Here is an 18,559-nt window from a genome sequence, read left to right as displayed (position 1 = left end):
GGGGAGCGTCGTTGCTAGGCTGTTACACCGTCAGACATCCTTTAACGATCCGTCCAGAGAGGCGGAGAAGGAGGTCGTAGTTTGCCTGCGCCCGTTGTGCCCCCCGATCCCTCGACGCCTGATCCCCCGACACCCGGCTCGTCGCGTGAGCTTCTCTCCGCCGCCGACGTTGGTCGGACCGTGTCTCGAATGGCACACCAGATCATCGAGAAGACGGCACTCGACTCCGCGGATGCGCCCCGCGTGGTCCTCCTCGGTATCCCGACTCGCGGGACCACGTTGGCCGAGCGCCTCGCCGAGCGGATCGAAACGTTCACCGGCGTCCGCCCGCCCGTCGGTTCGCTGGACATCACCCTCTACCGCGACGATCTTCGCGGCAAGCCGCATCGCCCCCTCGAACGTACGTCCGTCCCGTCGGGCGGCATCGACGACGCCCTCGTGGTCCTCGTCGACGATGTCCTCTTCTCCGGCCGCACGGTCCGCTCGGCCCTGGATGCACTGCGCGACCTCGGTCGACCGCGTGCCGTTCAACTGGCGGTCCTCGTCGACCGCGGTCACCGCGAACTACCCCTCCGGGCGGACTACGTCGGCAAGAACGTACCGACCGCGCGTACCGAGGACGTGTCGGTGCAGTTGGTCGAGCACGACGGCCACGATCGCGTCAGCATTTCGGACGGGAGCGGAGCCCGCAGGAGTGACCCGGAAGTGGACGGGAGCGGAGCCCGCAGGAGTGACCCAGAGGAAGACGGGAAGGACGCTCGGTGAAGCATTTGTTGTCGGTTGCGGATCTGAGCCGTGAGAGCGCGACCGAACTGCTCGACGATGCGGACCGGTTCGAGCAGGCGTTGCTGGGCCGGGAGGTGAAGAAGCTTCCGACGTTGCGGGGACGCACGGTGATGACGGTGTTCTTCGAGAACTCGACCCGGACGAGGGTGTCGTTCGAGGTGGCGGGCAAGTGGATGAGTGCCGATGTCATCAATGTCAGTGCCAGCAGCTCGTCGGTGTCCAAGGGTGAGTCTCTTCGTGACACGGCGATGACGTTGCGGGCGGCGGGCGCGGATGCGTTGATCGTTCGTCACCCTGCGTCGGGTGCTGCGCACCAGATCGCGAAGTGGACGGCTGGGCTGGGAACCGGTGGGTCCTTCGACGCTTCCGCATCCGGATTTCCAGGGCGTTCCGCAGGCTCCACGTCCGGCGGCCCGTCGGTCATCAATGCAGGCGACGGTACTCACGAACACCCGACGCAGGCGCTTCTGGATGCGTTGACGTTGCGGCAGCGGCTCGGCGACATCGAAGGCAAGCGCATCGGAATCGTCGGGGACATTCTGCACAGTCGTGTGGCGCGGTCGAATGCGATTCTGCTGTCGACGCTGGGGGCCGAGGTCGTGCTCATCGCGCCGCCCACGTTGCTTCCGGTCGGAGCGTCGACGTGGCCGGTTCGGGTGTCTCACAGCATCGACGCCGAGTTGCCCGCGCTCGATGCGGTGCTGATGTTGCGGGTGCAGGCGGAGCGTATGAACGGTGGGTTCTTCCCGTCGCCGAAGGAGTACTCGATCACCTACGGGTTGTCGCAGAAGCGGCTCGATCTTCTGCCCGAGCACGCTGTCGTTCTGCATCCCGGTCCGATGCTGCGCGGAATGGAAATTGCGTCGTCGGTGGCGGATTCACCGCGGACTGCTGTATTGCAACAGGTTACGAACGGAGTTCATGTGCGCATGGCGGTGCTGTTCCGATTGCTCGTCGGCTCGGACGGAGGTGCGCTGTGAGCGTTCTGCTCCGCAACGTCCTCGTCTACGGGGAACAACCGGCCACCGACGTTCTCGTGTCCGACGGCCAGATCGCCGCGATCGGAACCGATCTCGGCGCCGGCGATGCCGAGGTCGTCGAGGGGAGCGGGCAGATACTGCTTCCCGGATTCGTGGATCTGCACACACATCTGCGTGAGCCGGGTCGTGAGGACACCGAGACCATCGACAGTGGATCTGCTGCCGCGGCACTGGGCGGATACACCGCAGTGTTCGCGATGGCCAACACCGCGCCTGTCGCCGATTCCGTCGTCATCACCGACCACGTGTGGCGTCGCGGGCAGGAAGTCGGCTTGGTCGACGTGCATCCCGTCGGAGCGGTGACCGTCGGGCTCGGTGGTACTCAGCTCGCCGAGATGGCGACCATGGCCGGTGGTGTCGGCAAGGTGAAGATGTTCTCCGACGACGGCAAGTGCGTCGACGACCCGTTGATCATGCGCCGGGCACTCGAGTACTCGAGCTCTCTGGGTGTTCTCGTCGCGCAGCATGCCGAAGAGCCTCGGTTGACCGTCGGAGCCGTGGCGCACGAGGGCCCGACTGCGGCTCGGCTCGGGTTGACCGGGTGGCCACGCGCCGCTGAGGAGTCCATCGTCGCCCGGGACGCGTTGTTGGCGCGCGATGCGGGTGCGAAGGTGCACATCTGCCATGCGTCCACTGCCGGAACGGTCGAGATCCTGAAGTGGGCGCGGGGGCAGGGGATTTCGATCTCCGCCGAGGTGACGCCTCACCACCTTCTGCTCGACGATTCGCGGCTCGAGACGTACGACGCGATCAACAAGGTCAACCCACCGCTCCGGGAAGCATCGGATGTCGACGCTCTCCGGCGAGGACTGGCCGACGGCACGGTCGACTGCGTCGCGACCGACCATGCACCGCATGCGGAGCAGGAGAAGTGCTGCGAATTCTCCCAGGCACGTCCAGGAATGCTGGGCCTCGAGACCGCGCTTGCGATCGTTGCGCAGACGATGGTGGACACCGACCTGCTGGACTGGCGCGGTGTTGCCAGGGTGATGAGCGAGCGTCCGGCCGAGATCGTCGGCCTCCCGGATCAAGGACGACCCGTGGAAGTGGGGGAGGTCGCCAACCTCGTCCTCGTCGATCCCGCTTCGCCGTGGACGGTGCGAGGCAAGGGCTTGGCCAGCCTGTCGCACAACACACCGTTCGAGGAGATGACCTTCTCCGCCAAGGTCACCACCACGCTGCTGCGCGGTCGAATCACCGCTCGCGACGGTGTGGTTCGACGCCCCGACCGTCTCGGACTCGGCAGTGTCGATGACCGGAAGGTGAGCGAGTAATGGACAGAGTTCTCATCGTCATCGCGTTCATCGTGTTCTGGATCGCGATGATCGGCCTCATCTTCTGGGGTTGGCGAGGCAGGCAGAAGCGTCAAGCCGACTCGATCGGCTCGTTCCCACCGGTCCCGGACGACCTCGGCGCGACACTGATCGAACCCTCCACCGGGCTGTACGTGGGCAGCACCATCGCCCCCAGCTGGCAGGACCGCATCGCCGTCGGCGACATCGGCCACCGCGCGACCGGTGAGCTGTCCCGACACGAGCGTGGAATCCTGCTCGAGCGTTCCGGGGAGTCCACAATCTGGATTCCGCAGGAGTCCATCTCGGTGATCCGAACCGAACGCGGGCTCGCGGGCAAGGTCATGAGCAAGGACGGACTGCTCGTCATCCGCTGGACGCTTCCCACCGGCACCGAGATCGACACAGGCTTTCGCGCCGACGACAAACTCGTCTACCCCATCTGGGTGGACACCGATACCGATCGACACGATTCGAAGGAGACAACGGCGTGAGCAGCGCAGTTCTTGTTCTGGAGGACGGCCGGACCTTCCGCGGCACCACCTTCGGTGCACAGGGCCGGACGCTCGGAGAGGCCGTGTTCTGCACCGGCATGACCGGCTACCAGGAGACACTGACCGATCCCAGCTACCACCGCCAGATCGTCGTCGCCACGGCGCCGCAGATCGGCAACACAGGCTGGAACCAGGAGGACGGCGAAGCGGCCAGCGCTCAGGATCCCAACAAGATCTGGGTTGCCGGCTACGTCGTTCGAGACCCGGCTCGGCGCACGTCGAGTTGGCGCGCGACCGGTTCGTTGCAGGATCAGCTCGAAGCACAGAGCGTCGTGGGCATCGCGGGGATCGACACCAGAGCACTGGTGCGTCACCTGCGTACACGCGGATCCATGCGTGCGGGCGTCTTTTCCGGGGACGCTCTGGGCACCCAGGACGAGATGCTGCAGCAGGTCCTGGATCAGCCCTCCATGCTCGGCGCCGACCTGGCGGGTGAAGTCACCACGAAGTCCGGTTACGTCATCGAGCCGACGGGCGGCGACGCCCGCTACACCGTCGTCGCAGTGGACCTGGGAATCAAGACCAACACCCCACGGATGTTCGCCGAGCGAGGTATCCGCGTGCACGTCGTCCCGTCGGCCACGTCGATCGAGCAGATTCTGGAACTGAAACCGGACGGGGTGTTCCTGTCCAACGGACCGGGCGACCCGGCAACGGCCGACGCCAACGTTGCGCTCACTCGCGAGGTGCTGGAGAGGAAGCTGCCGCTCTTCGGCATCTGTTTCGGTAACCAGATCCTCGGACGCGCGCTCGGGCGTAGCACGTACAAGATGAAGTTCGGCCACCGCGGCATGAACATCCCGGTCGTCGAACACACCACCGGACGTATCGCCATCACCGCCCAGAACCACGGGTTCGCTCTCGAAGGCGAAGCGGGCGAGGAATTCGACACCGACTTCGGTCGGGCTCGTATCAGCCACACCTGCGCCAACGACGGGACGGTCGAGGGCGTGGAGCTGCTGAGCGGCACCGCGTTCTCGGTCCAGTACCACCCGGAGGCAGCGGCAGGCCCGCACGACGCCGCCTACCTGTTCGATCGGTTCACATCCACCCTCGAGGGAGCTGACAAGTAATGCCACGCCGCTCAGATCTGGGACACGTCCTGGTCATCGGATCGGGACCGATCGTCATCGGACAGGCCTGTGAGTTCGACTACTCCGGAACCCAGGCTTGTCGGGTGCTCCGCGAGGAAGGACTGCGCGTCAGCCTCGTCAACTCCAATCCGGCCACCATCATGACCGACCCCGAGTTCGCCGACGCCACCTACGTCGAGCCGATCACGGCCGACTTCATCGAGAAGATCTTCGCTCGCGAAGCTCTGCAGGGGAACCCGATCGACGCCGTGCTGGCGACGCTCGGCGGCCAGACGGCGCTCAACGCCGCGGTGGCGCTGCACGAGCAGGGAATTCTCGAGAAGTACGACGTCGAGCTCATCGGTGCCGATTTCGACGCCATTCAGCGCGGTGAGGATCGGCAGAAGTTCAAGGACATCGTCGCCAAGGTCGGGGGAGAGTCGGCTCGTTCGGCTGTCTGCTACACGATGGACGAGGTTCGGGCGACGGTCGCCGATCTCGGATTCCCCGTCGTCGTCCGCCCGTCCTTCACGATGGGTGGCCTCGGCTCGGGTATGGCCTACAACGACGAGGACCTTGCACGCATCGCCGGCGGCGGACTCGCCGCGTCGCCGACGGCCAACGTGCTCATCGAGGAATCCATCCTCGGATGGAAGGAATACGAGCTCGAACTGATGCGCGACGGCCGCGACAACGTGGTCATCGTCTGCTCCATCGAGAACGTCGACCCGGTCGGTGTGCACACCGGGGACTCGGTCACGGTTGCTCCCGCCATGACGCTGACCGACCGCGAATACCAGAAGATGCGTGACCTCTCGATCGACATCCTTCGTGAGGTCGGCGTGGACACCGGCGGCTGCAATATCCAGTTCGCCATGGACCCGACCGACGGACGGCTCGTCGTCATCGAGATGAACCCCCGCGTGTCGCGGTCGTCGGCTCTTGCATCGAAGGCGACGGGATACCCGATCGCGAAGATGGCAGCCAAGCTCGCCATCGGCTACACGCTCGACGAGATCGTCAACGACATCACCAAGGAAACACCGGCCTGCTTCGAGCCGACGCTCGACTACGTCGTGGTCAAGGCACCTCGGTTCGCGTTCGAGAAGTTCCCCGGCGCCGACGGCACCCTGACGACGACGATGAAGTCCGTCGGCGAGGCGATGTCGATCGGACGCAACTTCACCGAAGCCTTCGGCAAGGTCATGCGTTCGCTCGAGACCAAGCGTGCGGGCTACTGGACCGGCCCCGAGGTCGAAGCCGTGAGCCTCGAGGCTTTGCTGGAGGACATCTCGGTCCCGAAGGACGGCCGGATGTACGGCATCGAGAAGGCCTTCGCGCTCGGTGCGACTCTCGAGCAGTTGTTCGACGCCACGAAGATCGACCCGTGGTTCCTCGATCAGTTCCAGCAGATCCACCAGCTGGGCAACGAACTGCGTGCCGCCGAGAAGTTCGACGAGACGCTGTTGCGACAGGCCAAGTACCACGGGCTGTCGGACCGCCAGATCGCTGCGCTGCGTCCGGAACTCGTGGACGAGGACGGTGTTCGCGCGCTGCGCGACGAGCTCGGCGTCCATCCTGTCTACAAGACGGTCGACACCTGTGCGGCGGAGTTCGAGGCGAAGACCCCGTACCACTACGGAACCTACGAACTCGACCCCGAGGCGGAGTCCGAGGTAGCCGAGCAGCGTGAACGTGACAAGGTGCTCATTCTCGGCTCGGGCCCGAACCGAATCGGACAGGGCATCGAGTTCGACTACTCGTGTGTCCATGCGGCACAGACGTTGTCGGAAGCCGGGTACGAGACCGTCATGGTCAACTGCAACCCCGAGACCGTCTCCACCGATTACGACACCGCCGATCGGCTCTACTTCGAACCGTTGACGTTCGAGGACGTACTCGAGGTCTACCGCGCCGAGGCTGCGTCGGGAACCGTGCGCGGCGTCATCGTGCAGCTCGGCGGTCAGACGCCCCTGGGCCTTGCCAAGCGACTGAAGGCCGCCGGTGTGCCGATCGTCGGTACCAGTCCCGAGGCCATCGATCTCGCCGAGGACCGCGGTGAGTTCGGACGCGTCCTCACCGAAGCAGGGTTGCCTGCACCGAAGTTCGGCACCGCGACCACGTTCGACGGTGCCCGCGACATCGCCGGCGGAATCGGATACCCCGTGCTGGTGCGTCCGTCGTACGTCCTCGGCGGACGCGGCATGGAGATCGTGTACGACGAGGCATCCCTCGCCGACTACATCTCGCGCGCCACCGAGATCTCGCACGACCGCCCGGTTCTCGTCGACCGCTTCCTCGAGGATGCCGTCGAAATCGATGTCGACGCATTGTGCGATGGCAGCGAGGTCTACCTCGGCGGCGTCATGGAACACATCGAGGAAGCCGGAATCCACTCCGGTGACTCCGCGTGTGCGCTGCCGCCGATCACGTTGGGCCGAGCGGACATCGAGAACGTGCGCCGCTCGACGGAGTTGCTCGCCAAGGGCATCGGCGTCAAGGGTTTGCTCAACGTTCAGTACGCCCTCAAGGACGACATCCTGTACGTCCTGGAGGCGAACCCCCGCGCGAGCCGCACGGTGCCGTTCGTGTCCAAGGCGACGGCAGTGCAGTTGGCGAAGGCGTGCGCCCGCGTCATGCTCGGTGAGTCGATCGCGGACCTGCGCGCCAGCGGCATGCTTCCCGCGGAAGGCGACGGGGGAACGACGCCGCTCGACGCACCGATCGCGGTCAAGGAAGCCGTGCTTCCGTTCAACCGCTTCCGTCGTGCCGACGGAACGGGCGTGGACACGCTCCTGAGTCCCGAGATGAAGTCCACCGGTGAGGTCATGGGCATCGACGCGGACTTCGGTACCGCGTTCGCCAAGAGCCAGACGGCGGCGTACGGCTCCCTCCCGGCCTCGGGCGCCGTGTTCGTTTCCGTGGCCAACAAGGACAAGCGTTCGTTGATCTTCCCGGTCAAACGGCTCACGGACCTGGGCTTCACGATTCTCGCGACCGAAGGCACTGCAGAGGTGCTGCGACGCAACGGGATTGCGTGCGAACAGGTCTACAAGCAATCGGGCGAGGACGTCCCTGCGGGCGAATCGACCATCGTCGATCGCATTCTCGCCGGCGACGTGGCCATGGTGATCAACACCCCGTACGGCAATTCGGGCCCTCGCGTGGACGGTTACGAGATCCGAAGTGCGGCCGTTGCGCAGAACATTCCGTGCATCACCACTGTGCAGGGCGCGTCCGCCGCGGTGCTGGGGATCGAGGCAGGTATCGCGGGCGGTATCGGCGTGCGTTCGCTGCAGGATCTGCACGCGGCGCTCGCAGGCGGTGCCGGGGCGTCATGAGCCACCACGGGTGGCTCGGACGGCTCCGCCGTGCGATCGAGCACCGCGGACGACTGTGCGTGGGGATAGATCCTCACCCTGCACTGCTCGAGCAGTGGGGACTGTCGGTGGACGCCGAGGGGCTGGAGGTGTTCGCGGAGAAGTGCGTGGAGGCGTTCGTCGGCGAGGTCGCTGTCGTGAAACCTCAGGTCGCATTCTTCGAGGCCTACGGGAGTGCGGGATACGCGGTTCTGGAGCGCACCATCTCGGTACTGCGGGATGCCGGGACTCTCGTGATCGCCGACGCGAAACGGGGCGACATCGGCACGACGATGAGCGCGTACGCGCAGACGTGGCTCGGGGAGGGGACCGACCTGTCGTCGGACGCGGTGACCGTCTCGCCGTACCTGGGTTTCGAGTCCCTGCAGGACACGATCTCGCTGGCTCGACGAGGTGGCAGGGGAGTGTTCGTTCTGGCGCGCACCTCGAACCCCGAAGGCGCAGCCCTGCAGAACGCCGCGGCGGGTTCCTCGACGGTCGCGCAGTCGATCGTCGACGGTGCAGCGGCAGCGAACGGCGACGGCTCGGCGACGGTCGGCCTCGTCGTCGGCGCCACCCGTGATCACGGACTGGATCTGTCGTCCTTCGACGGCCCGATTCTCGCGCCCGGGCTCGGCGCGCAGGGTGCGACAGTGGCCGATCTGGCGCAGATCTTCGACACCTCGACAGCGCTACTGCTTCCCAGCTCCTCGCGTGGTGTTCTCGCTGCCGGGCCGTCGGTCGCTGCTCTCCGAAGCGCTGCGGCGACGCTCCGCGACGAAGTCGAGGCGGGTCTTTCATAGCCGATAGGACCGACCTCGTCGGCCACGGGGTGAGTTAGCGGCGCGGCCCGCACGTCGGTACCGTCGCTGTCGTTGCTGGTTACCGCTGGTCTGTCAGCAGCGACGTGCACCGGGAGACCACAGGTGCACGGTTCATCGACGAACGAGTTACGGAGGAATCGTGGCGCTTCCCCAATTGACGCCGGAGCAGCGTGCCGCCGCGCTAGAGAAGGCGGCTGCAGCCCGAAAAGTACGTGCCGAGCTCAAGGAGCGGCTCAAGCGAGGCGGGACCGATCTGAAGCAGGTTCTCGCGGATGCGGAGACCGACGAGATCCTCGGCAAGATGAAGGTCTCGGCCCTGCTGGAGGCGTTGCCGAAGGTGGGTAAGGTCAAGGCTCAAGAATTGATGACCGAGTTGGAGATCGCACCGTCGAGGCGCATCCGGGGCCTCGGTGATCGTCAGCGTAAGGCTTTGTTGACCAAATTCGATTTCGAAGCGTGATCTACGGAGGTACGGCACGTGTCCGACAGTGACGCGTCACCGCACGGGAGGGGCCGGCTGATCGTTCTGGCCGGTCCCTCCGGTGTCGGCAAATCCAGCGTCGTTCGCGTGTTGCGACGTGAACTTCCGGAACTGTGGTTCAGCGTGTCGGTGACGACGCGGGATCCGCGGCCCGGCGAGATCGACGGCGAGGACTACCACTTCGTCACAGCGGCCGAGTTCGACCGGATGATCGAGGCAGGCGAGTTGCTCGAGTGGGCGAGTGTGCACAGTGGTCTGCATCGTTCCGGTACGCCTGCCGCGCCGGTGGAGGCGGCGTTGGAGGACGGCAAGCCCGTTCTGCTCGAGCTCGATCTGGCTGGGGCACGCGCGGTACGTGTGTCGAAGCCGGAGGCAACTCTGGTGTTCATGGCCCCGCCCACGTGGGACGATCTGGTCCAGCGCCTGACCTCGCGTGCGACGGAGGATCCGGCGGTCACCGCACGTAGACTCGAGACGGCGAAGGTCGAATTGGCTGCGCAGGAGGAGTTCGACACGGTGGTTGTCAATACCGATGTCGACCATTCTTGTGCTCAGTTGGTATCCTTGTTGGTCGGTAGGTCGTCGGTCGGTTGACCCCGGCCTGCAATCGACGAAAGCGCTCCGCAGCACACACGATGTACAACTCAGGAGATTCATAGTGAGCAGTAGTTCTCTGGCCGGTTCCGACTTCGACGCGCGTAGCGCACTTCCGGCTTACGACACGCCGCTCGGAATCACCAACCCTCCCATCGACGAGCTCCTCGCTCGCACGTCGTCCAAGTACGCACTGGTCATCTACGCGGCCAAGCGTGCACGCCAGATCAACGACTACTACAACCAGCTCGGTGACGGAATCCTCGAGTACGTGGGCCCGCTCGTCGAGCCGGGTCTGCAGGAGAAGCCGCTGTCGATCGCGCTCCGCGAGATCCACGAAGATCTGCTCGAGCACACCGAAGGCGAATGACAATCGAATAGGACCGGGTCCGTTGCGCGTAGTCGTCGGGGTAGGCGGGGGAATCGCCGCCTACAAGAGCTGTTCCATCATTCGTAGCTTCACCGAGGCAGGTCATCACGTTCGTGTGGTGCCCACGGAATCGGCGTTGGAATTCGTCGGTCGCGCAACGTTCGAGGCTCTGTCCGGCAGCCCGGTTCACACCGGCGTCTTCGCCGACGTGCCCGAGGTGCCGCACGTCCGGCTCGGCAAGGAAGCCGATCTTGTCGTCGTCGCGCCCGCAACGGCGGATCTGATGGCTCGACTCGCCGGCGGCCGTGCAGACGATCTCCTGACTGCAACTCTGCTCACCGCTCGGTGTCCCGTGCTGCTCGCTCCAGCGATGCACACCGAGATGTGGGAGCACCCGGCAACCGTCGCCAACGTCGACACGCTGCGCAGTCGGGGCGTCACCGTCCTCGAACCCGCATCCGGTCGGCTGACCGGACGCGACACGGGGGCAGGCAGACTCCCCGACCCAGACGAAATCTACGGTCTCGCGCTTCTGCTCGCCGAGCGCGCGGACGCGCTTCCTCGTGACTTGAGCGGTCGCACGCTCGTCGTCACGGCGGGCGGTACGCGCGAACCTCTCGATCCTGTTCGGTTCCTCGGGAACAGGAGTTCCGGCAAGCAGGGGTACGCGCTCGCGCGAGTCGCCGCTCAGCGTGGGGCGGATGTGACCTTGATCTCGGGCTACACCGCAAATCTGGCGGACCCCGCCGCTGTCGATGTCGTCGAAGTCAAGACGGCGCAGCAGATGCAGGCCGCGGTTCGCAAGTTCGCTCCCGACGCGGACGCGATCGTCATGGCTGCCGCCGTAGCGGACTTCCGTCCGGCCAGCGTGGCCGGCAGCAAGATCAAGAAGGGCGCGAACGAGCCCGATTCGATACCTCTGGTCAAGAACGACGACATACTCGCCGGCCTCGTCGACGCCCGTCGAGCAGGCGAAATCCCCGCCTCCACCGTCATCGTCGGGTTCGCGGCGGAGACCGGTGACGAGAACGGCGACGTTCTGACTTACGCGAGGGCCAAGTTGGCCCGCAAGGGATGCGACCTACTGGTGGTCAACGCCGTGGGCGAAGGCAAGGCGTTCGAGGTCGACCACAACGACGGATGGTTGCTCGGCGCCGACGGATCCGAGTCCGCACTGGGTGAGGGATCCAAGTCCTTGCTCGCAGGCCGCGTCCTCGACGCGGTCGGCACGATACTGTCCGCAGGTTCGACACAGCGCACGGAATCGACACATCGCACGGGTTCGAATCAGCCGTGATTGCAAGGGTGCACAGGCATCCTGTGCACGACTAGTGTCGAATATTTGTAGATACAGCTTGGCTGAAGTGAACGCTTTTGACACGTCGAGAGGAAACACGTGAGTAAGTCCGGTAGTCGGCTCTTCACCAGTGAGTCGGTAACAGAGGGCCACCCCGACAAGATCTGTGACGCGATCAGCGACTCGATCCTCGACGCGCTGCTGACGGAGGATCCTCGTGCACGCGTGGCCGTCGAGACGCTCGTCACGACGGGCCAGGTTCACGTTGCCGGCGAGGTCAATACGACGGCGTGGGCGGACATCCCCAAGATCGTGCGCGACAAGGTGCTCGAGATCGGGTACGACTCGTCGGCGAAGGGCTTCGACGGCAACTCCTGCGGAGTCAACGTGGCGATCGGCGCACAGTCGCCCGAGATCGCGCAGGGCGTCGATCACTCGCACGAGGCGCGTGTCGAGGGGTTGTCCGACGACGAGATCGACCGTCAGGGCGCAGGCGACCAGGGATTGATGTTCGGGTACGCCAACACCGACACTCCTGAGCTCATGCCACTGCCGATTGCTCTGGCGCACAGGCTTTCTCGGCGACTCACCGAGGTGCGGAAGAGCGGCGTCCTGCCGTACCTGCGTCCCGACGGCAAGACTCAGGTCACCATCGAGTACGACGGTGACAACGCAGTCCGTCTCGACACGGTGGTCGTGTCCACGCAGCACGCCGCGGACATCGATCTCGACAACCTACTGACGCCGGACATTCGCGAGAAGGTGCTCGGATCGGTCCTGGCGGAACTGAACGTCCCGTCCCTCGACACCTCCGACGTCCGGCTGCTGGTCAACCCCACCGGCAAGTTCGTTCTCGGCGGGCCCATGGGTGACGCAGGCCTGACCGGACGCAAGATCATCGTCGACACCTACGGCGGCATGGCCCGGCACGGCGGTGGCGCGTTCTCGGGCAAGGATCCGTCCAAGGTGGACCGCAGCGCCGCGTACGCGATGCGCTGGGTAGCCAAGAACGCGGTGGCGGCAGGTCTTGCGGACCGCATCGAGGTACAGGTCGCCTACGCCATCGGCAAGGCTGCACCCGTCGGTCTGTTCGTGGAGACCTTCGGAACCGAGAAGACCGATCCTGCTCGCATCCAGGCCGCGATCTCGGAGGTGTTCGACCTACGTCCGGGCGCCATCATCCGCGATCTGGATCTGCTCCGACCGATCTACGCGCAGACCGCCGCGTACGGCCACTTCGGCCGAACCGACATCGACCTGCCGTGGGAGTCGACGGACCGCGCAGACAAGCTCCGCGCCGCCGCGGGACTCGCCTGAGCAGCGCACCGAAAGCGGCAGCACCCGAGCTACCCGTAGCTCGGGTGTTGCCGCTTCTCCCGCTCCCGCATCTCGACCGCGAATTCGACTACCTCGTTCCGGCGGAGCTCTCGGAGGATGCGAATCCCGGTGTGCGAGTGCGTATTCGCTTTGCCGGCCGGCTGGTCGACGGCTACATCGTGGAGCGTGTCGCCACGAGCGACCACACCGGCAAACTCGGCTTTCTCGATCGCGTCGTCTCACCCGAACGTGTCCTCACCTCGGAGATCGCGACGCTGGTCGACGCTGTTGCGCACCGCTACGCAGGAACGCGCGCCGACGTGTTGAGGCTCGCCGTCCCGCCACGTCACGCCAAGGTCGAATCGGAGCCGCTGCCGGATGTCTCCGCCGTCTCCACCGCTGCCGACCACCCAGTTGTCGACGCCTCTGTGTGGGACAGGTACACACACGGCGCTGCGTTCGTCGATGCTCTCAGGGCGGGCCGTGGACCCCGAGCGGTCTGGCAGGCGCTGCCGGGTGAGGACTGGGCACGGCGGATCGCGGAGATAGCGGCCGTGACGGCAACGTCGGGTCGCAGTGTCGTCGTAGTGGTGCCGGACCAGCGGGATCTGGACCGAGTGGCGTCGGCGTGTCAGGCCGTCCTCGGCGACGACCAGGTGGTGGCACTGTCGGCCGGGCTCGGCCCGGCGAAACGCTATCGACGCTGGCTCGCTGCGCTACGGCGCGACGTGTCCGTAGTGGTCGGGACCAGGAGTGCCGTGTTCGCCCCGGTGCAGAACCTCGGCCTGATGGTGCTGTGGGACGACGGCGACGACGGGTACGCCGAACCACGTTCGCCCTATCCCCATGCGCGCGAGGTGGCGCTCCTCCGAGCGCACGGCACCGGGTGCGGCGTCGTCCTCGCCGGGCATGCGCGCACCGCCGAGGCCGAAGCCCTCGTCGACTCGGGGTGGGCTCACGACCTGTTGGCGTCGCGTGAGACGGTGCGGGCCGCGCAACCGCACATCGTCGCGCTGGCGGACAGTGATCATGCGCTGGCACGTGACCCGGGGGCGCGTGCTGCGAGACTGCCGGCCATCGCGTTCGACGCCGCGAGGACCGCTCTGAAGAACGACACGGCGGTGCTGGTTCAGGTTCCGCGCGGCGGGTACGTTCCGTCGCTCGCATGCGCGAAGTGTCGCAACCCCGCTCGATGTCGACGGTGCAACGGACCGCTCGCGTTGCCGTCTGCGCCGGGTGCCGACGGAGCAGGTAGCCCGACGTGCCGGTGGTGCGGAGCTGCGGACACCAACCACAAGTGCGCTGTGTGCGGATCGAGGGCCCTGCGTGCGGTCGTGATCGGCGCGCACCGCACCGCCGAGGAGTTGGGCCGCGCCTTCCCGGGTGTTCCGGTGCGCACGTCCGGTGGAAGCGCTGTCCTGGACTCGGTGGATGCCGGTGCGTCGCTGGTGATCTCGACGGTGGGTGCGGAACCGACGATCAGCGGCGGGTACGGGGCGGCGCTGCTGCTCGACGGATGGGCACTGCTCGGGCGTGCGGACCTCCGAGCGGCCGAGGAAACCCTCAGACGATGGATGACGGCGTCGGCGCTGGTACGCCCCGGTGCCGACGGCGGCAGGGTGGTCGTGGTCGCGGAATCCGAGCTGCCCACCGTTCAGGCGTTGGTGCGGTGGGATCCGGTCGGCCACGCCCGAAGCGAGTTGGACGAGCGCGTCGACGTTCGCTTTCCTCCCGCCGTCCACGTCGCGGCGGTCGACGGAACGACAGCCGCGATCACGGCGCTCGTCGAATCTGCGGAACTTCCGGCCGAGACCGAAGTCCTCGGGCCCGTGGAACTGCCCGACGGGCAGCGTCTGCCCGCGGGCGGGGGAGAGGACCGACTTCCCGGCGACGTACAGCGAATACTGCTCCGCGTGCCTCGTCGTGCAGGCGGAGCGCTGGCGCGTGCTCTCGCCGACGCGCAAGCCGCCAGCAGCGCCCGGAAGAACACGGAAGCGGTTCGCGTACAGATCGATCCGATCCGCATCGGTTGACGCTCCCATCAGCGCCCCTCAGCGCCTAGAGTCCATACCGACAGTCGAGTCGGACTGGACATCGAGTCGTACATCGGAGCGGGGTCGGGGAAATGAAACGTAGACAGTTGATCAGACGTGTCGCGACGGGCTTGGCCGTCGTCGCAGGTGCGAAACTCGCCGGGCCTGCGGTCGCGCAGGCGGCACCGGGGTCGGGGTCGTCGAATCTGCCGGGGTTCGGAATACCGCTGGACCGTCTGCTGAAGATCGTGTCGCTCTCGCACGTGAACGACCCGGCGACGACGCCGATCTTCCCCGGCGATCCGGAGTTCGTGCTCGAGACGGCTGCGACGGTGGCCGAGGACGGCTATTACCTCCAGAACGTTCGTGAGGGTGAGCACACCGGATCGCATTGGGGTGCACCCGCTCATTTCCAGGACGGTGGCCTGACGGCAGATCAGCTCGTTCCGGAGGATCTGTTTCTCCCGGCGGTGAAGGTCGACATTCGGGAGAGGGCGGCGGCGAACGCCGACTACGCGGTGACGATCGCCGATCTTCAGGAGTGGGAGGCGTCCAACGGACGAATTCCGTCCGGTGCCGCCGTCGTTCTGTGGACCGGGTGGGAATCGCGTTGGGGGACAGACGCGTACGTGAACGCCGACGCCGACGGTGTCACTCACCAGCCGGGGTTCTCCGTCGATGCAGTGCAGTGGCTCATCGACACGGGTCGTCTCGCGGAACGAGGTGCGTTGGGAACCGACACCTTCGGGCCCGACCTCGGCAACGACGACACCTATCCGGTGTCGGTGAAGCTGTACGACAGGCATCGCATCAGCCTCGAGAATCTGCGCAACCTGGAACAGCTGCCCACCACCGGCGCCTACGTTCTGGTCGGTGGTCCGATCAATCGGGCTGGATCCGGTTCGCCGGCAACGATATTCGGACTGGTTCCACGGCTGCCCTGAGCGTCCGCAGCGGCGCGCCCGTGACCGAACCAGTCGAACGGCGCGCCCTGCACCGACAGGTTGTAGACCATACGGAGGGTTCCGTCGGAGTCGTACGCGAACACTCCGGCCTTGCCGTTCTTCTTGGCCTCGTACATCGCTCGATCGGCGTTGCGTAGCAGGGCGTCAGCGGTGACGGAGTGCTCGAACACGTCGAGTTCCACGACGCCGACGCTGGCACCGATGGAGACGACGTGGCCCTCGATGTCCTGTGGTTCTCGCAGTGAGTCCACTATCGATCGGGCCGTGGTGCAGCCGGCATCGATGGATGCCGGGATGAGCACGGTGAACTCGTCGCCGCCGAATCGGGCGACGACTCCGCCGTGTTCTCCAGCGTTCACCGAATCCACGAGTCGACCCGACAGAGTCTTCAGCGATCGATCGCCTGCTCCGTGACCGAGCCTGTCGTTGATCGCTTTGAAGTCGTCCAGGTCGACGAGCAGAAGTACTCCGACATCGCCGTTGTCGTTGTGACGTTCGATGGCGGCGGCGAGGTGTTCGTCGAAGGCGGAGCGATTGAGCAGACCGGTCAATCCGTCGTGGTGGGCGCGATAGGTCAGCTCGTTCTGAGTCGAGTACAGCGTGCGCAGGAGCGCGTCGTTCTGTACGAGCGTCATGACCTGCCGCACCACCGCGAGCACGATCACGCCGAGAAACAGACCGAAGACGACAGGGTCCACGGTCCCGTTCGTGAACCGCTGCAGCGCCACGGCCACTCCGGTCAGAGCCATCAGCGCGTACGGCACCAGGAGCTGGGTCCGGTCGTGCCCGGATCCGGGCAGCGACTCGGTGGGCTCGAGTGGCCGGGTGGGCCCGGGTGATCGGATGGGCGCGGGTGATCGGATGGGCGCCGGTGTTGGGGCGAACTCGGGGTCCGTGCTCGTCGCGACGACCGACGGCGCCGAGGCCGCCAGCGCGATCAGGACCGGTCCGGCGATGAAACCGGCGTCGGCGATCAACGGCATCTCGTCTGCACCCGATGCGACCAGGTACGCGTACAGGCTGTCGGAGACGGCCAGCGATGTCAGACCCCCACCCAGCAGGGTGAGCTGAGCCCGGTAACGCCGCAGGACGCGGGGTATCACGGCGAGCAATCCGACCATGGCCAGGAGGACGAGGTCGGTGATGGGGTACATGAGAGCGATGAGGAACTGCAGCGAATCGGATCGGTCCGAGCGGGCGACCTGACCGAGCACCGTCGCCCACGAGATCACGAACAACGAGCCGACGACGACGAGACCGTCCAGAACCGACGTGAGCCACTGGTAACTGCTGCCCGACTCCGTGCGATGGGGCGCGCGTCGCATCACGGACAGGAGTGCGGGCACCGCGAAGATGGGGAAGAGGAAGAAACCGATGTCCGCGTAGGACGGCGATGGCAAGGGCACATCCAGCACCGATCGGTAGAGGGCCCAGATCACCATCCCGCCGGTCCAGCACGCCATGCCGGCGGCCATCAGCAGGCGCCACCGACGCTGTGCGCCGGATCGGCGTCCACCGGTGCGCCAGCACACGACGGTGGCAGCGATCCCTCCGGCGAGTTGGCCTGCGTCGTCGAGGGCGACCGACGCGGCGTCGGGGAGAAGTCCGGAACTCGCGAGCGCCACGACGAGGGCGACCGCACCGAGGGAAGCGATCACGCGCTTCCTCAGTGAGTTCGCCATGGTGCCCCCTCGTATCGACACGAACCTCGGTGCGAACAGGCTAGCCGCTCGTGGCAGCTGTCGGCCGCCGTCCAATGAACTGCTCGACAGTCACTCTTGCCGAAAACGTATTGGCGATATATCGTCAATACGTCCAAACGATACAGAAGGAGACGGACATGGAAAATTTCTACGAACATGAGCACGTCCACGGACACGCACGGCGCGGGGGACCGCATCACCGGGGCGGTCCCCATCATCGGGGCGGTTTCGGTCCCGGCGGTTTCGGGCCCGGTGGATTCGGTCCCGGCGGTTTCGGGCCTGCGGGCAACCTCGGCCGCGGCCGCGGCCGCGGAGGACGAGGTCGTCGCGGTGACGTTCGAGCTGCAGTCCTGCTGATCCTGGCCGAGTCGCCGATGCACGGGTACGAGCTGATCCAGCAGATCGTCGCGAAGAGCGAGGGCGCGTGGAAGCCGAGCCCGGGGTCCATCTATCCCGCGCTCTCACAGCTCGAGGACGAGGGTCTCGTCCTGATCGAGAAGGTCGACGGTCGCAAGACGGCTCGCCTGACCGAGACCGGCCGGACGTTCGTCGACGAACACCGGGAGGAGCTGGGTTCTCCGTGGGACGACGTACGCGGAACGGTCGGAGGTGATGCGATGGACCTGCGGGGTCTGATCGGATTGCTGATGGGTGCCGCAGGTCAGGTCGCTGCGGTCGGGACGCCGAGTCAGGTCGCGGCCGCAAGCGAGGTTCTCGTCGATGCGCGCAGACGCCTGTACCGAATTCTGGCCGAGGAGGAGACACCGCACGCCGGTGAGTCCGACGCATGATCGACGGGCGTGCTCGTGCCCGGTGGGTGGTCCCTAGAATGGGTGGTTCGTGAGAAATCCGTTCTACCTATTCGTGGGAG

Annotated in this window: 16 protein-coding genes; 15 read left to right on the top strand and 1 reads right to left on the bottom strand. The window is 66.0% G+C overall.

The window, feature by feature from the left end; translation table 11 throughout:
* The first annotated feature begins 96 nt into the window (after nt 1-96).
* From pyrR to CH292_RS23040, 14 genes are all read left to right on the top strand, one after another.
* Nucleotides 97-765, top strand: coding sequence for a bifunctional pyr operon transcriptional regulator/uracil phosphoribosyltransferase PyrR (pyrR, locus tag CH292_RS23105; protein WP_179278058.1), 669 nt, complete (start codon nt 97-99; stop codon nt 763-765).
* A complete protein-coding gene (locus CH292_RS23100; protein WP_094628143.1) occupies nt 762-1,766 on the top strand; it encodes an aspartate carbamoyltransferase catalytic subunit in 1,005 nt (334 codons plus the stop codon). Before pyrR ends, CH292_RS23100 begins: the two co-directional genes overlap by 4 nt.
* Nucleotides 1,763-3,100 carry a dihydroorotase gene (locus CH292_RS23095; RefSeq protein ID WP_094655825.1) on the top strand — a complete coding sequence of 446 codons (1,338 nt, stop codon included), beginning with the start codon at nt 1,763-1,765 and terminating at the stop codon, nt 3,098-3,100. The genes CH292_RS23100 and CH292_RS23095 overlap by 4 nt, the downstream gene beginning before the upstream one ends.
* A complete protein-coding gene (locus CH292_RS23090; protein ID WP_019666387.1) occupies nt 3,100-3,612 on the top strand; it encodes a hypothetical protein in 513 nt (170 codons plus the stop codon). The genes CH292_RS23095 and CH292_RS23090 overlap by 1 nt, the downstream gene beginning before the upstream one ends.
* On the top strand, nt 3,609-4,745 hold the full coding sequence (carA, locus tag CH292_RS23085) for a glutamine-hydrolyzing carbamoyl-phosphate synthase small subunit (protein ID WP_019666386.1): 1,137 nt from the start codon (nt 3,609-3,611) through the stop codon (nt 4,743-4,745). The genes CH292_RS23090 and carA overlap by 4 nt, the downstream gene beginning before the upstream one ends.
* Nucleotides 4,745-8,086, top strand: coding sequence for a carbamoyl-phosphate synthase large subunit (carB, locus tag CH292_RS23080; protein WP_094655824.1), 3,342 nt, complete (start codon nt 4,745-4,747; stop codon nt 8,084-8,086). The genes carA and carB overlap by 1 nt, the downstream gene beginning before the upstream one ends.
* Nucleotides 8,083-8,907, top strand: a complete 825-nt coding sequence (gene pyrF, locus CH292_RS23075) for an orotidine-5'-phosphate decarboxylase (RefSeq protein WP_179278047.1) — start codon at nt 8,083-8,085, stop codon at nt 8,905-8,907. Before carB ends, pyrF begins: the two co-directional genes overlap by 4 nt.
* 160 nt (nt 8,908-9,067) lie before the next feature.
* Complete coding sequence (gene mihF, locus CH292_RS23070; protein WP_019666383.1) at nt 9,068-9,388, top strand: integration host factor, actinobacterial type; 321 nt, start codon at nt 9,068-9,070, stop codon at nt 9,386-9,388.
* Nucleotides 9,389-9,406: 18 nt separating this feature from the next.
* Nucleotides 9,407-10,003: a guanylate kinase gene (gmk, locus tag CH292_RS23065; RefSeq protein ID WP_019666382.1), complete on the top strand. Its 597-nt coding sequence runs from the start codon at nt 9,407-9,409 to the stop codon at nt 10,001-10,003.
* A 64-nt stretch (nt 10,004-10,067) separates the two neighbouring features.
* Nucleotides 10,068-10,373, top strand: a complete 306-nt coding sequence (gene rpoZ / locus CH292_RS23060; protein ID WP_019666381.1) for a DNA-directed RNA polymerase subunit omega — start codon at nt 10,068-10,070, stop codon at nt 10,371-10,373.
* Nucleotides 10,374-10,395: 22 nt separating this feature from the next.
* Entirely contained in the window at nt 10,396-11,670 is a 1,275-nt protein-coding gene (gene coaBC / locus CH292_RS23055; protein WP_094655823.1) for a bifunctional phosphopantothenoylcysteine decarboxylase/phosphopantothenate--cysteine ligase CoaBC, read from the top strand.
* Nucleotides 11,671-11,769: 99 nt separating this feature from the next.
* A complete protein-coding gene (gene metK / locus CH292_RS23050; protein ID WP_019666379.1) occupies nt 11,770-12,987 on the top strand; it encodes a methionine adenosyltransferase in 1,218 nt (405 codons plus the stop codon).
* Nucleotides 12,984-15,020 (top strand): primosomal protein N', encoded by a 2,037-nt coding sequence (locus CH292_RS23045; protein ID WP_179278057.1) that lies wholly within the window; start codon nt 12,984-12,986, stop codon nt 15,018-15,020. The genes metK and CH292_RS23045 overlap by 4 nt, the downstream gene beginning before the upstream one ends.
* Before the next feature lie 92 nt (nt 15,021-15,112).
* Nucleotides 15,113-15,964 (top strand): cyclase family protein, encoded by an 852-nt coding sequence (locus CH292_RS23040; protein ID WP_094655822.1) that lies wholly within the window; start codon nt 15,113-15,115, stop codon nt 15,962-15,964.
* Here CH292_RS23040 and CH292_RS23035 read toward each other — a convergent pair.
* Nucleotides 15,880-17,667 (bottom strand): GGDEF domain-containing protein, encoded by a 1,788-nt coding sequence (locus tag CH292_RS23035; RefSeq protein ID WP_094655821.1) that lies wholly within the window; start codon nt 17,665-17,667, stop codon nt 15,880-15,882. The two genes, CH292_RS23040 and CH292_RS23035, sit on opposite strands and share 85 nt — an antisense overlap.
* A 158-nt stretch (nt 17,668-17,825) precedes the next feature.
* On the opposite strand from CH292_RS23035, the gene CH292_RS23030 reads away from it, so the two are divergent.
* Nucleotides 17,826-18,479, top strand: a complete 654-nt coding sequence (locus CH292_RS23030) for a PadR family transcriptional regulator (RefSeq protein ID WP_094655820.1) — start codon at nt 17,826-17,828, stop codon at nt 18,477-18,479.
* Nucleotides 18,480-18,559 lie beyond the last annotated feature (80 nt).

It is taken from the genome of Rhodococcus sp. 14-2470-1a (assembly GCF_002259425.1).
GTDB classification, from domain to species: domain Bacteria; phylum Actinomycetota; class Actinomycetes; order Mycobacteriales; family Mycobacteriaceae; genus Rhodococcoides; species Rhodococcoides fascians_E.
This window is presented reverse-complemented; position numbering and strand designations above follow the sequence as displayed.